This window comes from Psychroserpens burtonensis DSM 12212 (genome assembly GCF_000425305.1).
Lineage (GTDB): Bacteria > Bacteroidota > Bacteroidia > Flavobacteriales > Flavobacteriaceae > Psychroserpens > Psychroserpens burtonensis.
The window spans coordinates 22,585-40,619 of the sequence record NZ_AUDE01000018.1; the positions used below are offsets into that span (position 1 = coordinate 22,585).

Annotated in this window: 18 protein-coding genes; 12 read left to right on the forward strand and 6 right to left on the reverse strand. The window is 32.9% G+C overall.

Annotated features, from left to right (window positions below; translation table 11 throughout):
* Window positions 1-112: 112 nt before the first annotated feature.
* The 5 genes from H593_RS21590 to H593_RS0108205 are packed head-to-tail and all read right to left on the reverse strand — an operon-like array spanning window position 113 to window position 5,479.
* A complete protein-coding gene (locus H593_RS21590) occupies window positions 113-304 on the reverse strand; it encodes a GldL-related protein (protein ID WP_028872010.1) in 192 nt (63 codons plus the stop codon).
* A complete protein-coding gene (locus H593_RS0108190) occupies window positions 305-1,258 on the reverse strand; it encodes an AAA family ATPase (RefSeq protein ID WP_028872011.1) in 954 nt (317 codons plus the stop codon).
* Window position 1,259: 1 nt separating this feature from the next.
* The gene (locus tag H593_RS0108195; protein ID WP_315969371.1) at window positions 1,260-2,696 is read right to left on the reverse strand and encodes a peptidylprolyl isomerase; all 1,437 of its coding nucleotides are present in this window, start codon (window positions 2,694-2,696) and stop codon (window positions 1,260-1,262) included.
* Window positions 2,680-3,531: a hypothetical protein gene (locus tag H593_RS0108200; protein ID WP_037051805.1), complete on the reverse strand. Its 852-nt coding sequence runs from the start codon at window positions 3,529-3,531 to the stop codon at window positions 2,680-2,682. Before H593_RS0108200 ends, H593_RS0108195 begins: the two co-directional genes overlap by 17 nt.
* Before the next feature lies 1 nt (window position 3,532).
* Entirely contained in the window at window positions 3,533-5,479 is a 1,947-nt protein-coding gene (locus H593_RS0108205) for a peptidylprolyl isomerase (protein ID WP_028872014.1), read from the reverse strand.
* 303 nt (window positions 5,480-5,782) lie between these two features.
* Here H593_RS0108205 and H593_RS0108210 point away from each other — a divergent pair, with 303 nt between their 5' ends.
* From H593_RS0108210 to H593_RS0108245, 7 genes are all read left to right on the forward strand, one after another.
* Complete coding sequence (locus H593_RS0108210) at window positions 5,783-6,238, forward strand: SRPBCC family protein (protein WP_028872015.1); 456 nt, start codon at window positions 5,783-5,785, stop codon at window positions 6,236-6,238.
* Window positions 6,231-6,467 carry a hypothetical protein gene (locus tag H593_RS0108215; RefSeq protein ID WP_028872016.1) on the forward strand — a complete coding sequence of 79 codons (237 nt, stop codon included), beginning with the start codon at window positions 6,231-6,233 and terminating at the stop codon, window positions 6,465-6,467. Before H593_RS0108210 ends, H593_RS0108215 begins: the two co-directional genes overlap by 8 nt.
* A 176-nt stretch (window positions 6,468-6,643) precedes the next feature.
* Window positions 6,644-8,500, forward strand: coding sequence for a M1 family metallopeptidase (locus tag H593_RS0108220; protein WP_028872017.1), 1,857 nt, complete (start codon window positions 6,644-6,646; stop codon window positions 8,498-8,500).
* A 365-nt stretch (window positions 8,501-8,865) separates the two neighbouring features.
* On the forward strand, window positions 8,866-9,159 hold the full coding sequence (locus H593_RS0108225; RefSeq protein ID WP_028872018.1) for a hypothetical protein: 294 nt from the start codon (window positions 8,866-8,868) through the stop codon (window positions 9,157-9,159).
* A 3-nt stretch (window positions 9,160-9,162) separates the two neighbouring features.
* Window positions 9,163-9,435: a hypothetical protein gene (locus tag H593_RS0108230; protein ID WP_028872019.1), complete on the forward strand. Its 273-nt coding sequence runs from the start codon at window positions 9,163-9,165 to the stop codon at window positions 9,433-9,435.
* A 140-nt stretch (window positions 9,436-9,575) separates the two neighbouring features.
* Complete coding sequence (locus tag H593_RS21505) at window positions 9,576-9,743, forward strand: SRPBCC family protein (RefSeq protein ID WP_211224955.1); 168 nt, start codon at window positions 9,576-9,578, stop codon at window positions 9,741-9,743.
* Window positions 9,744-10,258: 515 nt separating this feature from the next.
* Window positions 10,259-10,684: a GNAT family N-acetyltransferase gene (locus H593_RS0108245; protein WP_051229666.1), complete on the forward strand. Its 426-nt coding sequence runs from the start codon at window positions 10,259-10,261 to the stop codon at window positions 10,682-10,684.
* A 200-nt stretch (window positions 10,685-10,884) separates the two neighbouring features.
* On the opposite strand, the gene H593_RS0108250 is transcribed toward H593_RS0108245, so the two are convergent.
* On the reverse strand, window positions 10,885-12,402 hold the full coding sequence (locus H593_RS0108250; RefSeq protein ID WP_028872021.1) for a choice-of-anchor I family protein: 1,518 nt from the start codon (window positions 12,400-12,402) through the stop codon (window positions 10,885-10,887).
* 442 nt (window positions 12,403-12,844) lie between these two features.
* Here H593_RS0108250 and H593_RS0108255 point away from each other — a divergent pair, with 442 nt between their 5' ends.
* From H593_RS0108255 to H593_RS0108275, 5 genes are all read left to right on the forward strand, one after another.
* Window positions 12,845-13,270: a hypothetical protein gene (locus H593_RS0108255; RefSeq protein WP_028872022.1), complete on the forward strand. Its 426-nt coding sequence runs from the start codon at window positions 12,845-12,847 to the stop codon at window positions 13,268-13,270.
* 196 nt (window positions 13,271-13,466) lie between these two features.
* Complete coding sequence (locus tag H593_RS0108260; protein WP_028872023.1) at window positions 13,467-14,813, forward strand: dihydroorotase; 1,347 nt, start codon at window positions 13,467-13,469, stop codon at window positions 14,811-14,813.
* A gap of 8 nt (window positions 14,814-14,821) precedes the next feature.
* Window positions 14,822-15,778 (forward strand): L-threonylcarbamoyladenylate synthase, encoded by a 957-nt coding sequence (locus H593_RS0108265; protein ID WP_028872024.1) that lies wholly within the window; start codon window positions 14,822-14,824, stop codon window positions 15,776-15,778.
* 19 nt (window positions 15,779-15,797) lie between these two features.
* Entirely contained in the window at window positions 15,798-16,646 is an 849-nt protein-coding gene (locus tag H593_RS0108270) for a DUF6671 family protein (protein WP_028872025.1), read from the forward strand.
* A gap of 208 nt (window positions 16,647-16,854) precedes the next feature.
* Complete coding sequence (locus H593_RS0108275; protein ID WP_028872026.1) at window positions 16,855-17,529, forward strand: hypothetical protein; 675 nt, start codon at window positions 16,855-16,857, stop codon at window positions 17,527-17,529.
* Window positions 17,530-18,035: the final 506 nt, after the last annotated feature.

The window sequence follows — 18,035 nt, forward strand, 5'->3', positions numbered from 1 at the left end:
ATTTTGAATATCGTAATGTAGAGCGGTGTAAATCTGGATTCTATCTTATTTTATTAGACAAAAAATAATGGTGTTTTTAAAAAACACTGCTAATACATTATTAGACTAAAACTCACTTCCTTCTACGCATTTTGATCAATGCAACGATCGCCATAAATATAGCTAACAGTTCTAGAAACGTTCCAATTGTTAGAAGCATTCGTCCATACGTCCAATGTTGAATTTTAAAAAGCGCACCCAAGATAGTTGCACCGATACCCAAAAGAAGTATAATTCCCGCAGGTAGTAGCTTTTTTAAATTCATTTAAAACAAACTCTTAATGATTTGAGCATCCGTAATACCTTCAGCTTCTGCTTTATAATTTTTAATAATTCTGTGACGTAGAATCCCAGAAGCTACTGCTTGTACATTCTCAATATCTGGAGAAAATTTACCATTAATTGCAGCATGTGTTTTGGCTGCCAAGATTAAATTTTGTGAAGCTCTTGGTCCTGCTCCCCAATCTACAAACTCTGTAACGAGGTCTGAAGCAGTAGATGTTTTTGGTCTTGTTTTACTCACCATTTTTACAGCATATTCAATAACATTATCTGCGACAGGAATACGACGTATTACATTTTGAAAATCTATAATTTCTTGAGAAGTGAACAATGCATTTACAGTCGCTTTATGATCTGAAGTGGTCGACTTTACGACTTGAACTTCCTCCTCAAAAGAGGGATATTCCAAATTAATAGCAAACATAAAACGGTCTAATTGTGCTTCTGGCAAAGGATATGTTCCTTCTTGCTCAATAGGGTTTTGTGTTGCTAACACAAAATAAGGTAAATCTAATTTATAATTATGTCCAGAAACGGTCACAGAGCGTTCTTGCATAGCTTCTAATAAAGCTGCTTGAGTTTTTGGAGGGGTACGGTTAATCTCATCTGCCAAAATAATATTGGCGAAGATTGGACCTTTAATAAATTTGAATTGCCTGTTCTCGTCTAAGATTTCACTTCCTAAAATATCACTAGGCATTAAATCTGGTGTAAATTGGATACGCTTAAAATCTAAACCTAGAGCTTGCGCAATGGTATTGACCATTAAGGTTTTTGCCAACCCAGGAACACCTATTAATAACGAGTGACCTCCAGAAAATATTGAAATAAGTATTTGATTTACAACCTCGTCTTGACCAACTATAACTTTGGCAACTTCGGTTTTTAGGTCATTATATTTTTTTACAAACTGTTCTATTGCAGCAACGTCAGACATACTATTCTTTTTCAGTTTTTAACCAGTTACTTTCAAATTCGCAGCCCTTGTAATCATCGTTTATTTTCACATACGTATCAAAAATCTTTTCTTCTTGCCACTTTTGAATCGCCCTAAATTGCTTCTCTTGGAGGGCAAGGTCTTTAATTTTAAGATAGTCACGAGCAAAATTTGCTTGATGGTCTTCTGTTCTATCTGTAACGGTTAATATTTTAAATTTAATTGGATTTACTCTATCTTGATCCTGTAACACTAAACTAATTTCATCATCTTTTAAGTCTTGAATTTGACCATATAATTCTGGATCCATTTTTGTTAATTCTAAACTAGAATCTTGAGTGTATGGATTAATTAATTGTCCGCCTTCAAATTTCGTTTCCTCTTCATCACTAAACTCACGAGCAGCATCTGCGAATTTTAAATCTCCCGATTCAATACGCTCTTTTACTTTAGTAATCTTTTCTTTGGCTGCTAACACAGAAGCATCTGTAATTTCGGGACGTAATAAAATGTGTCTTACATCATATTCTTGACCTCTGATTTTTTCTAACAAAATAATATGAAATCCAAAATCAGTTTCAAAAGGATCTGAGATTTCACCTTCAAGTAATGAAAATGCAACATCACGAAACTCTTTTACCATTTGAGGACGCTTTCTATTGAGCGTATACATACCACCTTTAGCTCGAGCAGCAGTATCGTCTGAATAAAACACAGCCTTAGTCGTAAAACTCGCTCCATTTTCTACAACATCTGCTTTATACCCCTTAAGCTGATCAATAACTTCTTGCTTTGCTTCCTCTGACACCTCTGGAATCACAACAATTTGTGCAACCTTAAGTTCTGTACCAAATATTGGCAAAGAATCTTTTGGGATACTATTATAATATTCTCTTACCTCTTCCGGAGTTACTTCAACTTCTTCAATAATTTTGCGCTGCATATCGCCTGCTAACTTCGCGTTCTTATTAATCTCAAACATTTCTTCGCGCAAGCTTTGTTCACTGTCTTTATTATAAAATTCTAAAAGCTCAGTCATAGAACCTCCTTTTTGTTCTAAAAACGCATTAATTTGTTGCTCTATATTAGATCTAACCTCTAATTCGTTTACAACAATACTATCTTGAATAGCATGGTGAGCATACAACTTATCTTCTAATAACTTACCAAATAACTGACATCTAGAAATCTGTTTTATAGAAACTCCTCTTGCTTGTAATTGAATATACTCTTTATCTATATCTGAGTCTAAAACTACAAAATCTCCTACTACCGCAGCAACACCATCAACTTTTTGACGTCCAGAAGTTTTGGTCGTATCTCTTTGTTTTTTTGATGCGTCAACCACATCTTCTATAATCTCTTGGGAAACTGACATATTTACGGCGAAAAGGGTGACTACAAATGCTGTAAATACTAATTTATTTATAGACTTCAAATTGTTTATTTTTAATTGCATCTTTAGTAATATCTTTTTCAAGTTGTTTAATCAACTCTAGTTTTCTTTTGTTAATTACAATTTGCTTAATTGTAGGTTTTACGTACTCTTGGGGTGCCAAATCGTTTTGATATAGAACGTCTTTAATTTGCATCAAATATAGGTCTAATGAATCTTTGAGTTGTATAAAATTAGATTTTTTTAACAGTTCTTTTTTGTTTTCAGAATTTAAAACTCTAATTTTTTCGGTGATCTGAGACGCTTTAATCCATATGGAATCATTTAGCGAATAACTTTTAAACTGAACAGATATTGAATCTAGGAAACGTTTATCTGCTGTATTAAATCGTTTAAATCGTTTTTTAATATCATCTTCGTTAATTGCATTTTGAGAAATCGTTATATATCTAAACTTCACTAACTCTTCATTAAGCTTAAAGGTTTCTTGATTAGCCTCATAAACAGCAGTGGCTTGAGCATTATTTACAAACGTATCAATACTTTTTTTAACTAAAGCTTCTAGATAGGTTTTTGTGTATAAGTCATTTTTATACTGTTGAATGAGTTTATTAAAATCGATTTGTTTTTCCTCAGATAAATTACGCTCTGCGCCATCCAATAATAATTGTTGTGTTGCCCAACGATTTATAAAACTATTAACCATTTGCAAGCTATCATTTGGAGGCGTTCCTTTTGCCACCAAATCTTTAATATCTTCTTCATAAAGATACATTTCATCAACTCTAGCAATAGGAATTCTATCGTCGGCTTCTTTAAAAAAATCACACGACATTACAGTAAAAGCAAGTAGAATAATAATAAATAATTGTCTCAAGCTAGTTGTTCTTTAAAATTTGTTTTTTAACTCGTTTTAGGGTTCTCTTATTAACCTCAACCCCAAAGCGCTCACGTAATAATTTCACCCAATTAGTTTCAATATAGTTTTGGTAATCGCTAATAACTTTTCCTCTTGCCTCTTCAATTGTTTTTTTCTTTGCTGGCAATACATTATTCACAAGTATCACATGATATGACTCATTGTGCTTATAAATGTTAGACACACCTTCTTTAAATTCAAAATCCTGAGGTAATACTTGATCACTCTCCTCAAAGGTATTTGCAGTTGAAATAACATTTAGATTTTCATCTTTATTTATCATTACCATAATGTTTTCTGCGGAAATATCTTTTTGCAATTCCGTTTTCACGGTTTCTATTGTTGTTTTAGAAGCCGATGAGAAAATCACTGCATCTACTCTATCACGCCAAACATAATTTGACGTATTATCATTATAAAACTTCTCAAGACCTACAGAATCTTTTACCGCAGCATTCCAAACTTCCTTTTCCATAAGATCAAACAATAAAAGTCCGTCTCTATATTCTTTCAATACAAAAGCAAAATCCTCATTCTCAAATTCTAAGTTATCTTCATGATACTTCAAAACTTGTTGTTCTAAAAACGCATCGAACTCGGTAGTTAGAAGCGCTTTGTAATCTACTAATTGGTTATTGTATTTACGTAGGTTAGACATTAAATAATCTGCAAAATCCTTGTAAGACACTTGTGTGTCACGAATTGTGATGAGTACACCCTCTTTTATATCTTTTGGAGTTTTCCATGACTGCTTAAAAAATCCATCATTAAGAATTGTTTCCATAAAAGCCAAACCTTCATCCTTAAATACTTTAACTTTATATTTTGTCATTAGTTTTTTTACTAATGCTGAATTTATAAGCGCTGACCTAGAATCACGTTTTACTTTATTTTCAAGTTCATTTTTAACCTCCTCAAAAGGTTGAATCCCCTTCTTACTAATCAACTTAACAATATGCCAACCATAGTCTGTTTTAAAAGGCCTAGAAACATCGTCTTTCTTTTCTAACGAAAATGCCACATCCTCAAATTCTTTGGCACGTAATTGACCACCAACGATAGGCGTTAAAACACCTCCTTTTTTAGAAGAGCTCTTATCCTCTGAAAACTGCTTAGCTAGAGACTCGAATTTCTCACCTTGTTCTAATTTCTTATAAATTTGATTAATACGAGCTTCTGGATCTACAGTACTATCATTTTGTTTTGTAGATATCATAATATGAGCCACCGTAACTTCACCTAGAGATTGACGTTTTTCAAACACTTTAACAACGTGATATCCAAAACGAGTTCTAAAAGGCATCGAAACTTCACCTACAGGCGTATTAAACGCAGCTGTCTCAAAAGGATATACCATTTTAAAGCCACCAAAATAACCTAAATCTTCAGCAAAAATAGTTTTACCATCATGGACCTCTTTTTTTACCGCTTCAAAACCGTCATTAATGAGACGTTCACGCAATTTCAGCACTTTATTGTATACTGCCAATGTATCAGACACAGATTCATCTAAACGCACTAAAATATGAGATACTTTGACATCGCTAGTTGTACGATCATAAGCTTCTTTCACTAAAGCATCGGTCACTTTATTATCTGACATAAAGTTTTTAGTAAGCTGTGTTTTATAATTATTAAACTCTCCAATATATTTAGCATCTTCATCCAAACCTAAACGACGCGCTTCTTTTACTTTGAGTTGATAATTAACAAACAACTCTAGATAAGCATCAATATCTTTTTGACTCTCATCTTTAACTAAGTCTAAGTTTTTATTATACACTCTTACAAATTCTGAAGCCATTATAGCATCTCCAGCTACTGTAAATAATACGTCATCTTTTTTTACTTGTGCCTGAGCCAAGAAAGTGAAACAAAAACAAACTATGGTTACTAATAATTTCATGTGTTACTATTTAATTTAGCAGTTGTGGTTCATCCATCATGCAAAAACATGTTTAGTGATGACTTTTTTAATGTATTTTTAAAATTGGATTAGTATATCCAAGTTCAGCAAAAATAAAACAATTGTCATATAAAACAAGTCGCATTCAACAAACGTTAAGACCATTGCCTTTAGTATGTCTAATTACCGGTTAGAAACACAACTTGAACCGCTTGTCTAATATTATGGTTATTGGGCTTTCAATCGTTTATTTATATTGAAAATTACTTACCTTTAAATTTGAATAATTTCTCTACATTCAAAATGAAATATACTACAGAAATAAAAGTCAATGTCACTCTAGACGAATTTATAAAAAAAATGGATAATGTTGACAATATGAAACATTGGCAACATGGATTTGTGTCTGCAGAGCATATCTCTGGAGATTTAGGTCAATTAGGTGCTAAAATGAAACTCAAATATCGTTTTGGAAAACGTAAAATGGAAATTATTGAAACCATAACAAAACGTAATTTACCGAATGAATTCCATGCTAACTACACTATGAAAGCCATGCAAAATGTGCAACAAAACTATTTTAAAAATACAAATAATGGGTTTACAAAATGGACCTCTATTACCGAATTTGTACCTTTAAATTTAAAAATGAGACTTATGCTCTTTTTTATACCTAGGGCCTTTAAAAAACAATCACTAATCTATATGCGAAATTTTAAAAGTTTTGCCGAAAACGGAACCTCTATTGCCAATGCGTAAATTAAAACTCATTTGGGACTTTAAAGGTCCTGACGCTCATAAAATTGCTGAGCACCACGTCAAACATCTCAAAGAATTTATAGCCATTAAAAACACAAATCTGAACATTACGGGTTTTGAACAACTCAGTGATTTGCATAGTATTGCATTTATGGTAGTTACAGACGACGAAATGAAGCCTATTAGAGATGCCTTAAAACCGCATCGTGGTACATTGTATCAAGAATAAGTTTGAATTAGCGAGGACATTGTCTTTTTTTACAGATAAAATATCTAATTTTCGCTACACTATGAAATATTGCGACTTTCAAAACATACATTATTAAACGAGCGTATTAAAATCGTTAGAACTCAAAACAATGATTAATAGCGAGCAACATATGACCTTAAAACAGACACACATACATGAAAAAACAAACCCTTTTGTACACCCTCTTTATTCTTGCTTTTAATTGCGCTAATAAAAAAAAGGAAGCACCTATAACGCGAACATACGTTGAAGAATCACACTCTTATGCAAAACCAAATGAAGCTGTAATTAAGCACTTAGATTTGGACATTGTTGTTGATTTTGAAACTGAAGTTATTACTGGCACAGCGTCCTACGCTATTGAAAACTATGAGGCTTCGGAAATCGTCTTAGATTCAAAGTTTTTAGATATTATACGTACAGAAGTTGATGGAAGACCAAATAAATTTGAATTAGGATCATTTGATGAACAATTGGGACAAGCTTTGCGTATTCCAATTTCCAAAGACACAAAACAAGTCACAGTACACTACAAAACTACAGATAAAACCGAAGCTCTGCAATGGTTGAGTCCACAACAAACAGCAGATAAAAAGCATCCGTTTTTATTTACACAAGGTCAGGCTATTTTAACACGTAGTTGGATTCCTATTCAGGATAGTCCGCAAATTCGCATCACCTACGATGCAAAAGTGGTTGTGCCTAAAGAATTAATGGCAGTTATGAGTGCTGAAAACCCAAAGCAAAAAACAGTTGATGGTGTTTATAATTTTGAAATGAAGCAACCGATCTCTCCCTATCTTATTGCATTAGCAATTGGAGATCTCGAGTATAAAGCGGTAAGTAATCGTACAGGTGTTTATGCGGAAAAATCTATGGTTGATAAAGCTCAAGCAGAATTTATAGACATGGAAAAAATGGTTGTGGCTGCAGAGAATTTGTACGGCGACTATGATTGGGATCAGTTTGATGTGATTGTTTTACCTCCTAGTTTTCCGTTTGGTGGTATGGAAAATCCGCGACTTACTTTTGCTACACCTACTGTCATTGCTGGGGATAAAAGTTTAACATCTCTAATTGCTCATGAATTAGCACACTCGTGGTCTGGTAATTTAGTGACTAATGCCACATGGAATGACTTTTGGCTTAACGAAGGTTTTACAGTGTATTTTGAAATTAGAATTATGGAAGCTCTCTACGGAAAAGATCGTGCAAACATGATTGCGCTAATTGGCAGGCAAGATTTGGAAGAGGAAGTAGAAGGTTTTAAAGATGAACCAGAAATGACAAAACTCAAATTAGATTTAAGCAACAAAAATCCTGACGATGGTATGAACAGTATTGCTTATGATAAGGGCTACTTATTTTTGCGAACATTAGAAGAAAAAGTAGGTCGAGACACCTTTGATGCCTTTCTTAAAAACTATTTTAAGACTAATGCCTTTTCTACGGTAACTACCGAAAGTTTTATAGACTATTTGAATAGTAATTTATTAGAACCTAATGGTATTACATTTAATACCGAAGAATGGATTTATCAGCCCGGAATCCCTGACAACCAATCTATAATTGTTTCTAATAAATTTGAGAACGCAGAAAAAACGTTGCAATACTATTTGGATACAAAAGCTGTTGATGTTTCTAAAACTCAAGATTGGACAACACAAGAATGGGTGCATTTTATTAGAAATTTCCCTGAAACAGTAACAACCGACGATTTATTGCGATTAGACAACGCTTTTGACTTCACCAATGCCACAAATTCTCATATTGCCATGGTTTGGTATGAGCAGGCAATTAATCATGATTATCATAGTAATGACGTGGACCAAAAGATAGAAGACTTTTTAATTAGAGTTGGCAGACGTTGGTATGTCTCTACTCTCTTTAAGGCATTTAAAAAAGCAGATAAGGCTGATAAGGCCTTGGCTATTTATGAACAGTCTAGACCTAATTATCACAGTGTGACTGTCAATACTATTGATATGCTTTTAGGATATAATAAAGAGTAATATTTAGAGATGGTCTAAAGAGTTCACAACGTTGGAGATTTATAAGGTAAATACCTAAGTGTATATTTGAGTTGTTTTCATGTCCTTATGATCTCATAGCTTTTGAATAACTCTAATAGAAAAAATTAGTTCTAATAAATGTGTTTCAAAACTGTGACAACATCAGTAAGCAGTAACACCTATTTATATACTTGCTTATTAAGAAGATCTTTGTCTGACAATGCGCTCCAATCTTTTGATTTATGAATGCTATCAAATAATTGTAGTTATAAGATATAACCATTAGCAGTTGTTTAAAAGATATTAAACCCAACTTTTCTATCTTTAGTATTTAGCAACTCGTTGTGTGCATATTAACCCATATTATGAAAAAGCTATATATTCTTGCACTTTTAATACTTGGAATTAATCAAATTAATTCCCAAAAGAGGATCTCAATTGAAGCGAATGGAAATTTAGAATCACCAAAGCCTTTAGAATCTGTTGATTTATCAGAAGTTACAAATGAGAATAATCCTGCTGATATTTTAAAAGGAATGAGGAAATGTATTGCATTAAAAGAATATAAAAAGGCAGTAAAACTATTTGCAATTGCAGGAGTGTATGGGAAATATGACACATACCGAGTAAAAGATAAAAGTGCTCATCAATCTTTATGAGTATTGCAACAAAATACACTGTTAAATATTGATGAAAGCGCAAGAAATTCTCTAATAGAAAACTTAAAAAAAGAACTTGAATTAGGTTCTGATAATTTAAATAAAATTTGTCAAGCTATTCAAAAAGTCGGAGTTCCAAAATATTACCCAAAATATATGGTACAACACGGCATCAAGGCTTTTTTAGAAAAAGAAGATAATGGACTTAATGAGAAATTTGATAAGGGAGAGTTTTGGCGTTTGGCGTTGAAAGATTATTTACATTGTGGAGAATAAAAACCTGCACATAGCACCACACAAATTAATTACGAATACGAGACTACTTGCAAAAATACTCCCGGTTTTTCTATTCCATTTGTATTGGCTAAATTAAGCATTAAAATAAAACAACAAACGTTACCATACATAAGACTAAAATGCCAGTAATTGAACTCCAAACTGAAATAAAAGCTTTCAAAAACATCGTGTTTGACCTTTCAAGAAGTATCGATTTACACAAAATTTCGACTAAACAAACTAACGAGCAAGCTATCGCTGTAAAAACAAGTGGTTTAATCGAAATGAATGAGAGCGTCACTTGGTGAGCAAAACACTTTGGCGTTTATCAAAAACTGACTTCAATAATTACCGAATACGGCCACCCAAATTACTTTGTGGACGAAATGCAGAAAGGAACCTTTAAGCAATTCAAACACGAACATCACTTTTCCGAATTTAATGGAGGAACCTCTAATGATAGATATTTTCGACTATCAGTCACCTTTTGGTATTTTATGGAATCTTGCAGACAAATTGTTCCTTCAAAAACATATGACTCAATTACTAATACAGCGGAATCAAATTGTGAAAGAGTTTGCCGAATCTAACAAGTGGAAAGAATTGTTGGCAGAATAAAAAACACGTAAAATAACACCGTATCTCATGTTATTGGCAGTTTTAAGACATTTGAGAAAAACCCCGCAGTTTTTCTATTCAATTTATATTTGCTAAATTTAGGTACTAAACAATGTAATTAATACTATACACAACTTTTAGGCCTAATTTTAAAAAGTCAAAATTAGACAATAAACCAAACGCAATTTCATACGAAGTAGAACAATTGAATCAAGAATTCTATGACTCGGCTATATTATTTATTGAGACTGTATTTTACAAAGAGCAAAATATTCCAAAAGAACTATTACTTCTTGACAATAATCATCAAAAATGGTGGTGCATTAGAAATAGTAATGAGATTGTTGGAACTGTTGCCGCTTGGAAAATCAAATCTGAATGTCATTGGGGACGATTAGCAATTCATAAAAAGTTAAGAGGTCTAGGTCTGGGAAAAAGAATTGCAATAAAATCCTTAGATGAATTATTTCAAATAGGAATAGAAAAAGTAATCATCGACGCTAGAGATATAACCGGTGAAATAGTCTTAAAGTTAGGCGGAGAAATCACAGGCAAGAAAACCATTTTTTACGAACACCCTATAACACCTATGAAGATTCAGAGAAAAAAATTTATATATAAAACACGTTGATAAAATTGAATTAAGTATAACCAATGAAGTTATTAATTACCATAAAGACTATATAATTTAACATACTCGCGGGTGTCCTTTCTGTCCATCTGAAAGTATAATTTCTATGACTGTTTAAAATATAAGTACTACTAGCATAAAACAAAAAGCCCCAATAAAAATGTATCAAGGCGTTAGGTTAATAAAAAAATTAAATAAAATTATTGCATATTCTCATAAATAGTAACAGTTCCACTATCTTCATTCGAAACTACTAATAGAGCATTTCCACTTGGACTATCTTCAGCTGTAATCGCTAACAACCCTTCAGGAGCTTGGTCTCCTGGATGAGATAAAATACTTAAGAATTGTGGCGCTATTGGATTTGTAATATCGTACACCAAAACTTGGTCATTTCGCTCTAAGCCAACAAAAAGTATATAGCGCTCATTTCCAATATTTAAAATTTCAACACTTTCAGGTTCTGCTCCTTTATCATCACTTCTTCCATCGTCATCATTAAATCTATCTGGAGTTGCATTTAAGGTTTCAATAGCAATACTATTACCGCTATCATAAATTAAACTTCCGCCAGTTGACCAGATACTAAAAGAACGTGCTCCATAACTATAAATAATATCCTGGTCGCCATCATTATCGACATCTCCTAGAGATGTTGTTGTTTTTAAACGTCCCAAATAAATTTCGTTTTGATAATCTTGAGAAACTGGGAATACAGTTGGATCTAACACTACATCTTCTACACGAACTTCTTCACTAAAACCGTCATAATCTCTAGCATCTCCCTCGTTTGCCGAAATGATATAGTCAGTACCGTTTATGCTCACAGTTACAATGGCATCTGGCTGATACATGCCATATACTGGCCAATTTTTTATCTCTTTACTATTATCTCGATCACTTGCATCAATTTCATTGCCTGACAAACTATAATCTTTATAACCTAAAGGATAAATATTAGTTATTGTTTTGGTAACTAAATTAATTTCGGCGATACCATTATTTTCTTGCAATGATACCCAAGCAGTATTAGAATCTTCTGAAACTGCTATATATTCTGGTTCAACATCTGCAGCTAAATTTGCATTCGGTCCAAAGACTCTAAACCCTTGACTTTCTAATGCGCTTTCTTGACTATTGAACGACGAAAAGTCAAGAGTAATGACAGAGTCATCAGTTAAATTAATTATACTTATTGTTCCATCAGGATCATTAGTATAATCGTCATTAGGCTCTCCTTCATTAGCTGAGATAATTAAATTACCATCCTTTGAAAATGTAACCATATCTGGTAGAGCGCCCACTGTAAATTGTTTGAGTAAAGAGTTATCTGTTGTGTTATAGACTACTATTTTTCCAGGGTTTTGCTTGGGATCAGCCTCAACGGCAACTGCTAATCTACCATTATTAATTGCAACACTGTTTGGTGCTCCAAAGGCATTTAAATTAATTGGCGTTTCTTGAATAGGTGAACTTATATTCGAAATATTGGTCACAGATATTTGATTAGATTCTACATTAACGGTAAATAGTTTTTTAGAAACTGGGTCATAAGCTGAAATTTCCGAAGCACCTTCACCTCCAATATTAATTGACGTTTTAAACTGAAAATTAACAGTTGTATCTACAATTAAACTTGAAGTTGAGTCATCATTTTTATTACAACTCACTACTAAAACTAGGCAAAATGCCATAATTAACTTACTAAAGTATTTCATATTTGGTTTTTTTATAATTAATTACAAATATGATCCTTACACTTAAAGTTAAGGTTAAGCAATTAAAAAGCTTACGTTAGGATTTACTTACAGTTGTGTCCATAACGTTTCGCCGACTTTTATTTCTCCCTGATTATTAGTTTATTGAACGTGTAGCTAAAAGAGAAATACTCAGAATCGTATTAGCTATTGGAACCAGAATCTCTCTATTTTTCGAATCCTAGATTTTAATAAGAGCATATTATGTTTAAAATCGATCAAAACACCATACAGAAAACCGGCAGCCTTATTATCCCTAATAATATATTATGCTTTTAGGTATTTAAATAAATAAGCTCTTTTCAAAGCATAGTATACATAAACATTATTTATGTATACTATTAATAATATAAATATTAATTAATAGTATTAATATTTATTTTTGCAGTAAACCATATGTTTCATGAAAATTTTAAAACCGACAATTATTCTAACAATTATCACGACGGTATTCTTTTTCTATAGTTGTTCTGATGATGATGATGATAATTTAATAGCAAATGTCACTTTAACTGAAGGTGTCAATGGTGACATTGGAGGAGATTTTACGGGGAATGGAGGCACTACATCCGAAACTTTCAACTGGCAAAACGACCTTTCTACGGCTGACTACAACGCAGATATTACAGCCTCAACAACTGGATTATTCCAAATGATAGTTGAAGATTCTGAAGGGAACACCGTTTTAGACAGGTCATTGAATGGTGCTATCGAGCCAGATTCTTTTTCTGGCGTAACATCTGATGGTGAGCCAGGAAACTGGACCGTAACAATCAACGTTACTAATTTTAATGGTGACGGAAGCTTTACTTTAACTGAAGGAAATTAGACAAATAAATATTTAATTCGTTTACAAAAAGAGCAAAAAAGACTTTCGCAAATACCTTATATAAGACTAGCGAATTCAGTTCGCTAGTCTTTATTATTTTTCCAAATTGCTTTTTAAATAGTTGTGTTCTTATATTCACTAGTAATCATGACCAATGGACTAAGTAGCAATCGAACTCAAAGACAGAAAACAAACAATGAAGCAAAAAATTTTAATCAAGAATACAACAGTTGTAAATGAGGGAAAATCAGTTTTAGCAGACGTGCTGCTGTCGGATGGATTTATTCAACAAATCGGAACTATTAATATTGAACCGAATTACAAAGTAATTGATGGAACAGGCAAACACCTATTCCCTGGAATAATTGACGGTCAAGTCCATTTTAGAGACCCAGGACTTACGCACAAAGGAGATTTATATACCGAAAGCAAAGCAGCTATAGCAGGAGGAGTTACTTCTTTTATTGATATGCCGAATACGGTTCCTAATATTTTGACCGTTGAAAGCCTAAAAGAAAAGTATGAAATTGCTTCAAAAAAATCTTTAGCCAACTATTCGTTTTTCCTTGGTGTAAATGGAGAAAATATTGATGCTATAATAAAAACAGATACAAGCCAATTTATTGGAGTTTCAGATGACGGTTTGTATTTTACAAAAAAAGGAAATCTACTTGCAGACAACCCAGAGACAATGGAAAAACTATTTGCTAATTGCAAATCCATAATCGCTATACATTCAGAAAAAGAAGAGATCATAGAACACAATGAAAAAGCTTTTAGAGAAAAATATGGCGATGATATTCCTGCGAAATTTCATCCAATTATTAGAAGTACTGAAGGCTGCTACGAAGCGACCAAACGCGCTATTGAGCTAGCCAAAAAACACAATGCCAGACTTCATATTCTGCATTTAACTACTGAAGCAGAAACTCACTTATTTCAAAACGACATTCCGCTACAAGAGAAAAAAATAACGACTGAAGTTTCTGTTCATCACCTATGGTTTTCAGACAAAGACTATGAACGACTAGGAATGCTTATTAAATGGAATCCGGCTATAAAGACAGAAGAGGATAAAGACGGTTTATTAAAGGCATTACTTGATGACAAAATAGATATCATAACTACGGACCATGCACCTCACACCTTGGAAGAAAAACAACAACCCTATTTTCAATCTATGTCAGGAGCACCAATGGTACAGCACTCACTAAATTGTATGTTGGAGTTTTATAAACAAGACCTAATTTCATTGGAAAAAATAGTTGAAAAAATGTGTCACAACCCTGCCATTCTGTATGGCATTACAAACAGAGGATTTATTCGAAAAGGATATTATGCAGACTTGACCTTAGTGGACTTGAATAACCAATGGACAGTCGCTAAAGATAATCTGCTTTATAAATGTGCTTGGTCGCCATTAGAAGGCACTACTTTTCATACAAAAATTATACAGACCTTCGTAAATGGAAAACTCATATATGATCATGGTATCTTTCAAGAAAATAGTTTTGGAATGCCTATAGAGTTTAGCAATAAATAGCTTTAAATATGACTATTATTTCAAATGATATTGCCAAAGCAATTGAAATCCTAAATAACGAAGATGTCGTTGCAATACCTACAGAGACTGTTTATGGATTAGCAGGAAATATCTACAGTGAAAAAGCAATTCGTAAAATTTTTGAAGTCAAACAAAGACCCTTCTTCAACCCGTTGATAGTTCATATTCATACTCTTGAGCAAATAGAAGAACTAGTAAGTGAATTTCCTGCTAAAGCTCGAAAACTTGCTGCTACTTTTTGGCCTGGTTCACTAACCTTAATTTTAAAGAAAAAATCGAACATTCCAGATTTAATAACCGCAGGTAAAGATGCTGTAGCAATTAGAATTCCAAATCATCCTGTTACCTTAAGTTTATTAAAAAAATTATCTTTTCCAGTGGCTGCACCTAGTGCAAATCCGTTTAATAGAATTAGTCCCACCAGTTCATTGCATGTTGAACACTATTTTAAGGAGACCATACCCATGATACTCGAGGGTGGAGAATGTGAAAACGGAATAGAATCTACCATTATTGGATTTGAAAACAACGAGCCTGTACTCTACAGATTGGGAGCTATCTCTATAGAAGAAATTGAAAATGTTATTGGAGAAATTAAAATTAAAAACAAGAATGAGAAGGCTCCAAGTGCTCCCGGAATGCTAGCAAGACACTATGCCCCTAGGACTAAAACATACCTCGTAGACGATGTTGAAACTTTTATTAAGAATTTCAAAAATAAAAGAATTGGTGTGATAAAGTTCTCAGTGGAGATTAAATGCTCACATATAGAACACTTAGAGGTTTTATCAAAATCAGGAGATTTAAAAGAAGCTGCCTCAAAATTGTACAATACATTACACAAATTGGATAATTTAAATTTAGATCTGATTGTAGCAGAAATATTTCCAGACTTTGGGTTAGGAAAATCTATTAATGATCGATTAGAAAGAGCAACAAAATAAAATAATTACTCCCAATTATATGAGCATCTCATTATTTAAAAACAGAAGACTCTTAATCGCTACTAAGCACGAAAAGGAAAAAGTAATAGCTCCTATATTAGAAAAAAATCTTGGTGTAACCTGTTTTACTAATAAAAATTTCGACACAGATACTTTAGGAACTTTTTCAGGAGAAATTGAAAGAGAGTCTGACCCAATAGCAACCGCTAGAAAAAAATGTCTTCTCGCTATGGACGCAAGCGACTGTGATTTGGGTGTTGCAAGTGAAGGCTCTTTTGGTGCTCATCCCTCACTGTTTTTTGCTAGCGCAGATGATGAGTTTTTAATATTTATTGACAAGAAAAATAACTTGGAAATAATTGTCAGAGAACTGAGTATGGAAACCAATTTTAATGGAAAAGAGATTGAGACAGAGAAAGACTTGTTTGACTTTGCTGAATCCGTAAAATTCCCTTCTCACGGACTAATACTTCGTAGATCAAAAAACGACAATAGCGACATAATTAAAGGTATTACAGATCTAATTCAATTACAAAAAGCATTCAAAAAACTTCTGAAAAAGTCAAATACTATTTATTCTGAAACAGATATGAGAGCATTATATAACCCTTCTCGAATGAAAGTAATTGAAGCAGCAACCCAAAAATTGATTATCAAAATAAACTCTTCATGCCATCAATGTAGTAAACCCGGCTTTGGAATTACAGACTCAAAAAAAGGATTAGAATGTGACTTATGTGGATCACCAACAAATTCTATATTAAGCCACATTTACGTTTGCCAACATTGTAATTACACAACAGAAGAAATGTATCCACACACAAAAACAAGGGAAGACCCTATGTATTGCGACTATTGCAACCCATAATAACGTAGTTCAACTGCCCTAAGCAAAATGAAACTAAAAACATTGTCACCACGCTGAGTTTAAGGAACAGCGATTTTAGTTCTAATTCAAATCACTATTCTTTTTTATTTTGTAAATTACTTTTTGAAAACTAGTACTCCTAAATTCTCTACTACAAATAATAAAGGCGTTATACTTCCATATGACGCTGCTAAAAAATTAATAAAACATGAAACGTATTATTACAGCATTTATTTTTATAGGAATTTTGATTTCTTGTAATTCCTCAGACAAAATAAAAATATCAACACAGGAATCCTCTGAAACGAAAACTGCAACAGAAAGCACGTCTAATGGTAAACAATTAAAGACTATTGATAGTAATGAATCTTTAATTGCCACATCATTAATGGCTGCTCCCGAAGAAAGCAGATCGAAATGTAAAGTTATTGGGTATAATATGGCAGGTGAATTTGTAACGTTAAGAGAAGGAGATAATGAATTTATTGTTCTTGCAGATAATCCTAATCAAGATGGATTTAATGCCGCATGTTATCATAAAGACCTTGAACCCTTTATGGCTAGAGGAAGAGCTTTAAGAGCAGAGGGAAAGACAGGACAAGAAATTTTTGATATGCGTGAAGCAGAAATGAAATCAGGTCAACTTAAAATATCTCCTGGATTGACTTTGCATATCTACTACGGAGCAAAAACAATGTATGATCCTGAAACTTCAAAAGTTGAAGGTGCTCAACTCCGCTACGTAGTGTATATGCCTTGGGCTACAGCAGAATCGACTGGTTTGCCAGCAGCTCCAATGGCACCAAATCATCCTTGGATTATGAATCCTGGAACACATAGAGCGCACATTATGATTTCACCTTTACCAGAAGAGATAGAGTAACCGTAATGAGGAATTAAAAAAATGATATTACTGATCATAATAAAACTAAAAAAGAGGACTTAACGAAAGCATCACATCATGTATAATTAATGGCTGGTAATCGCCTACCTACTAAAAATTTTCTGGAATTTTATATCTGTGCGTTTTTTGTTAAATTAGATTCTTACGCAAACGAATAACAATATAACGCATATTACGCCCAATTTGAGAAAATGACACAACATAGAAAAAGAAATAAAAATATTGGCTTAGCGGTATTTATAGCAATTGCTTTTGGAGCAGTTTGTTCTAAGTTGCTGCTGCGTAGCTAACCATCTACAAACATAATTAGTAAACATTCTAAGCGAACGAAAGCCTCATTATATGTTTACAAAATCCAAATAAGCATATAATTTTTATTTTTTGAAGGAGTCTAGAAATGGTTGAAATAAAATCATGTAAAATGTAACCACTATAAAAATGAGAAATGCAATTCCGATTATGGTATATATAATGTTCATTTAATC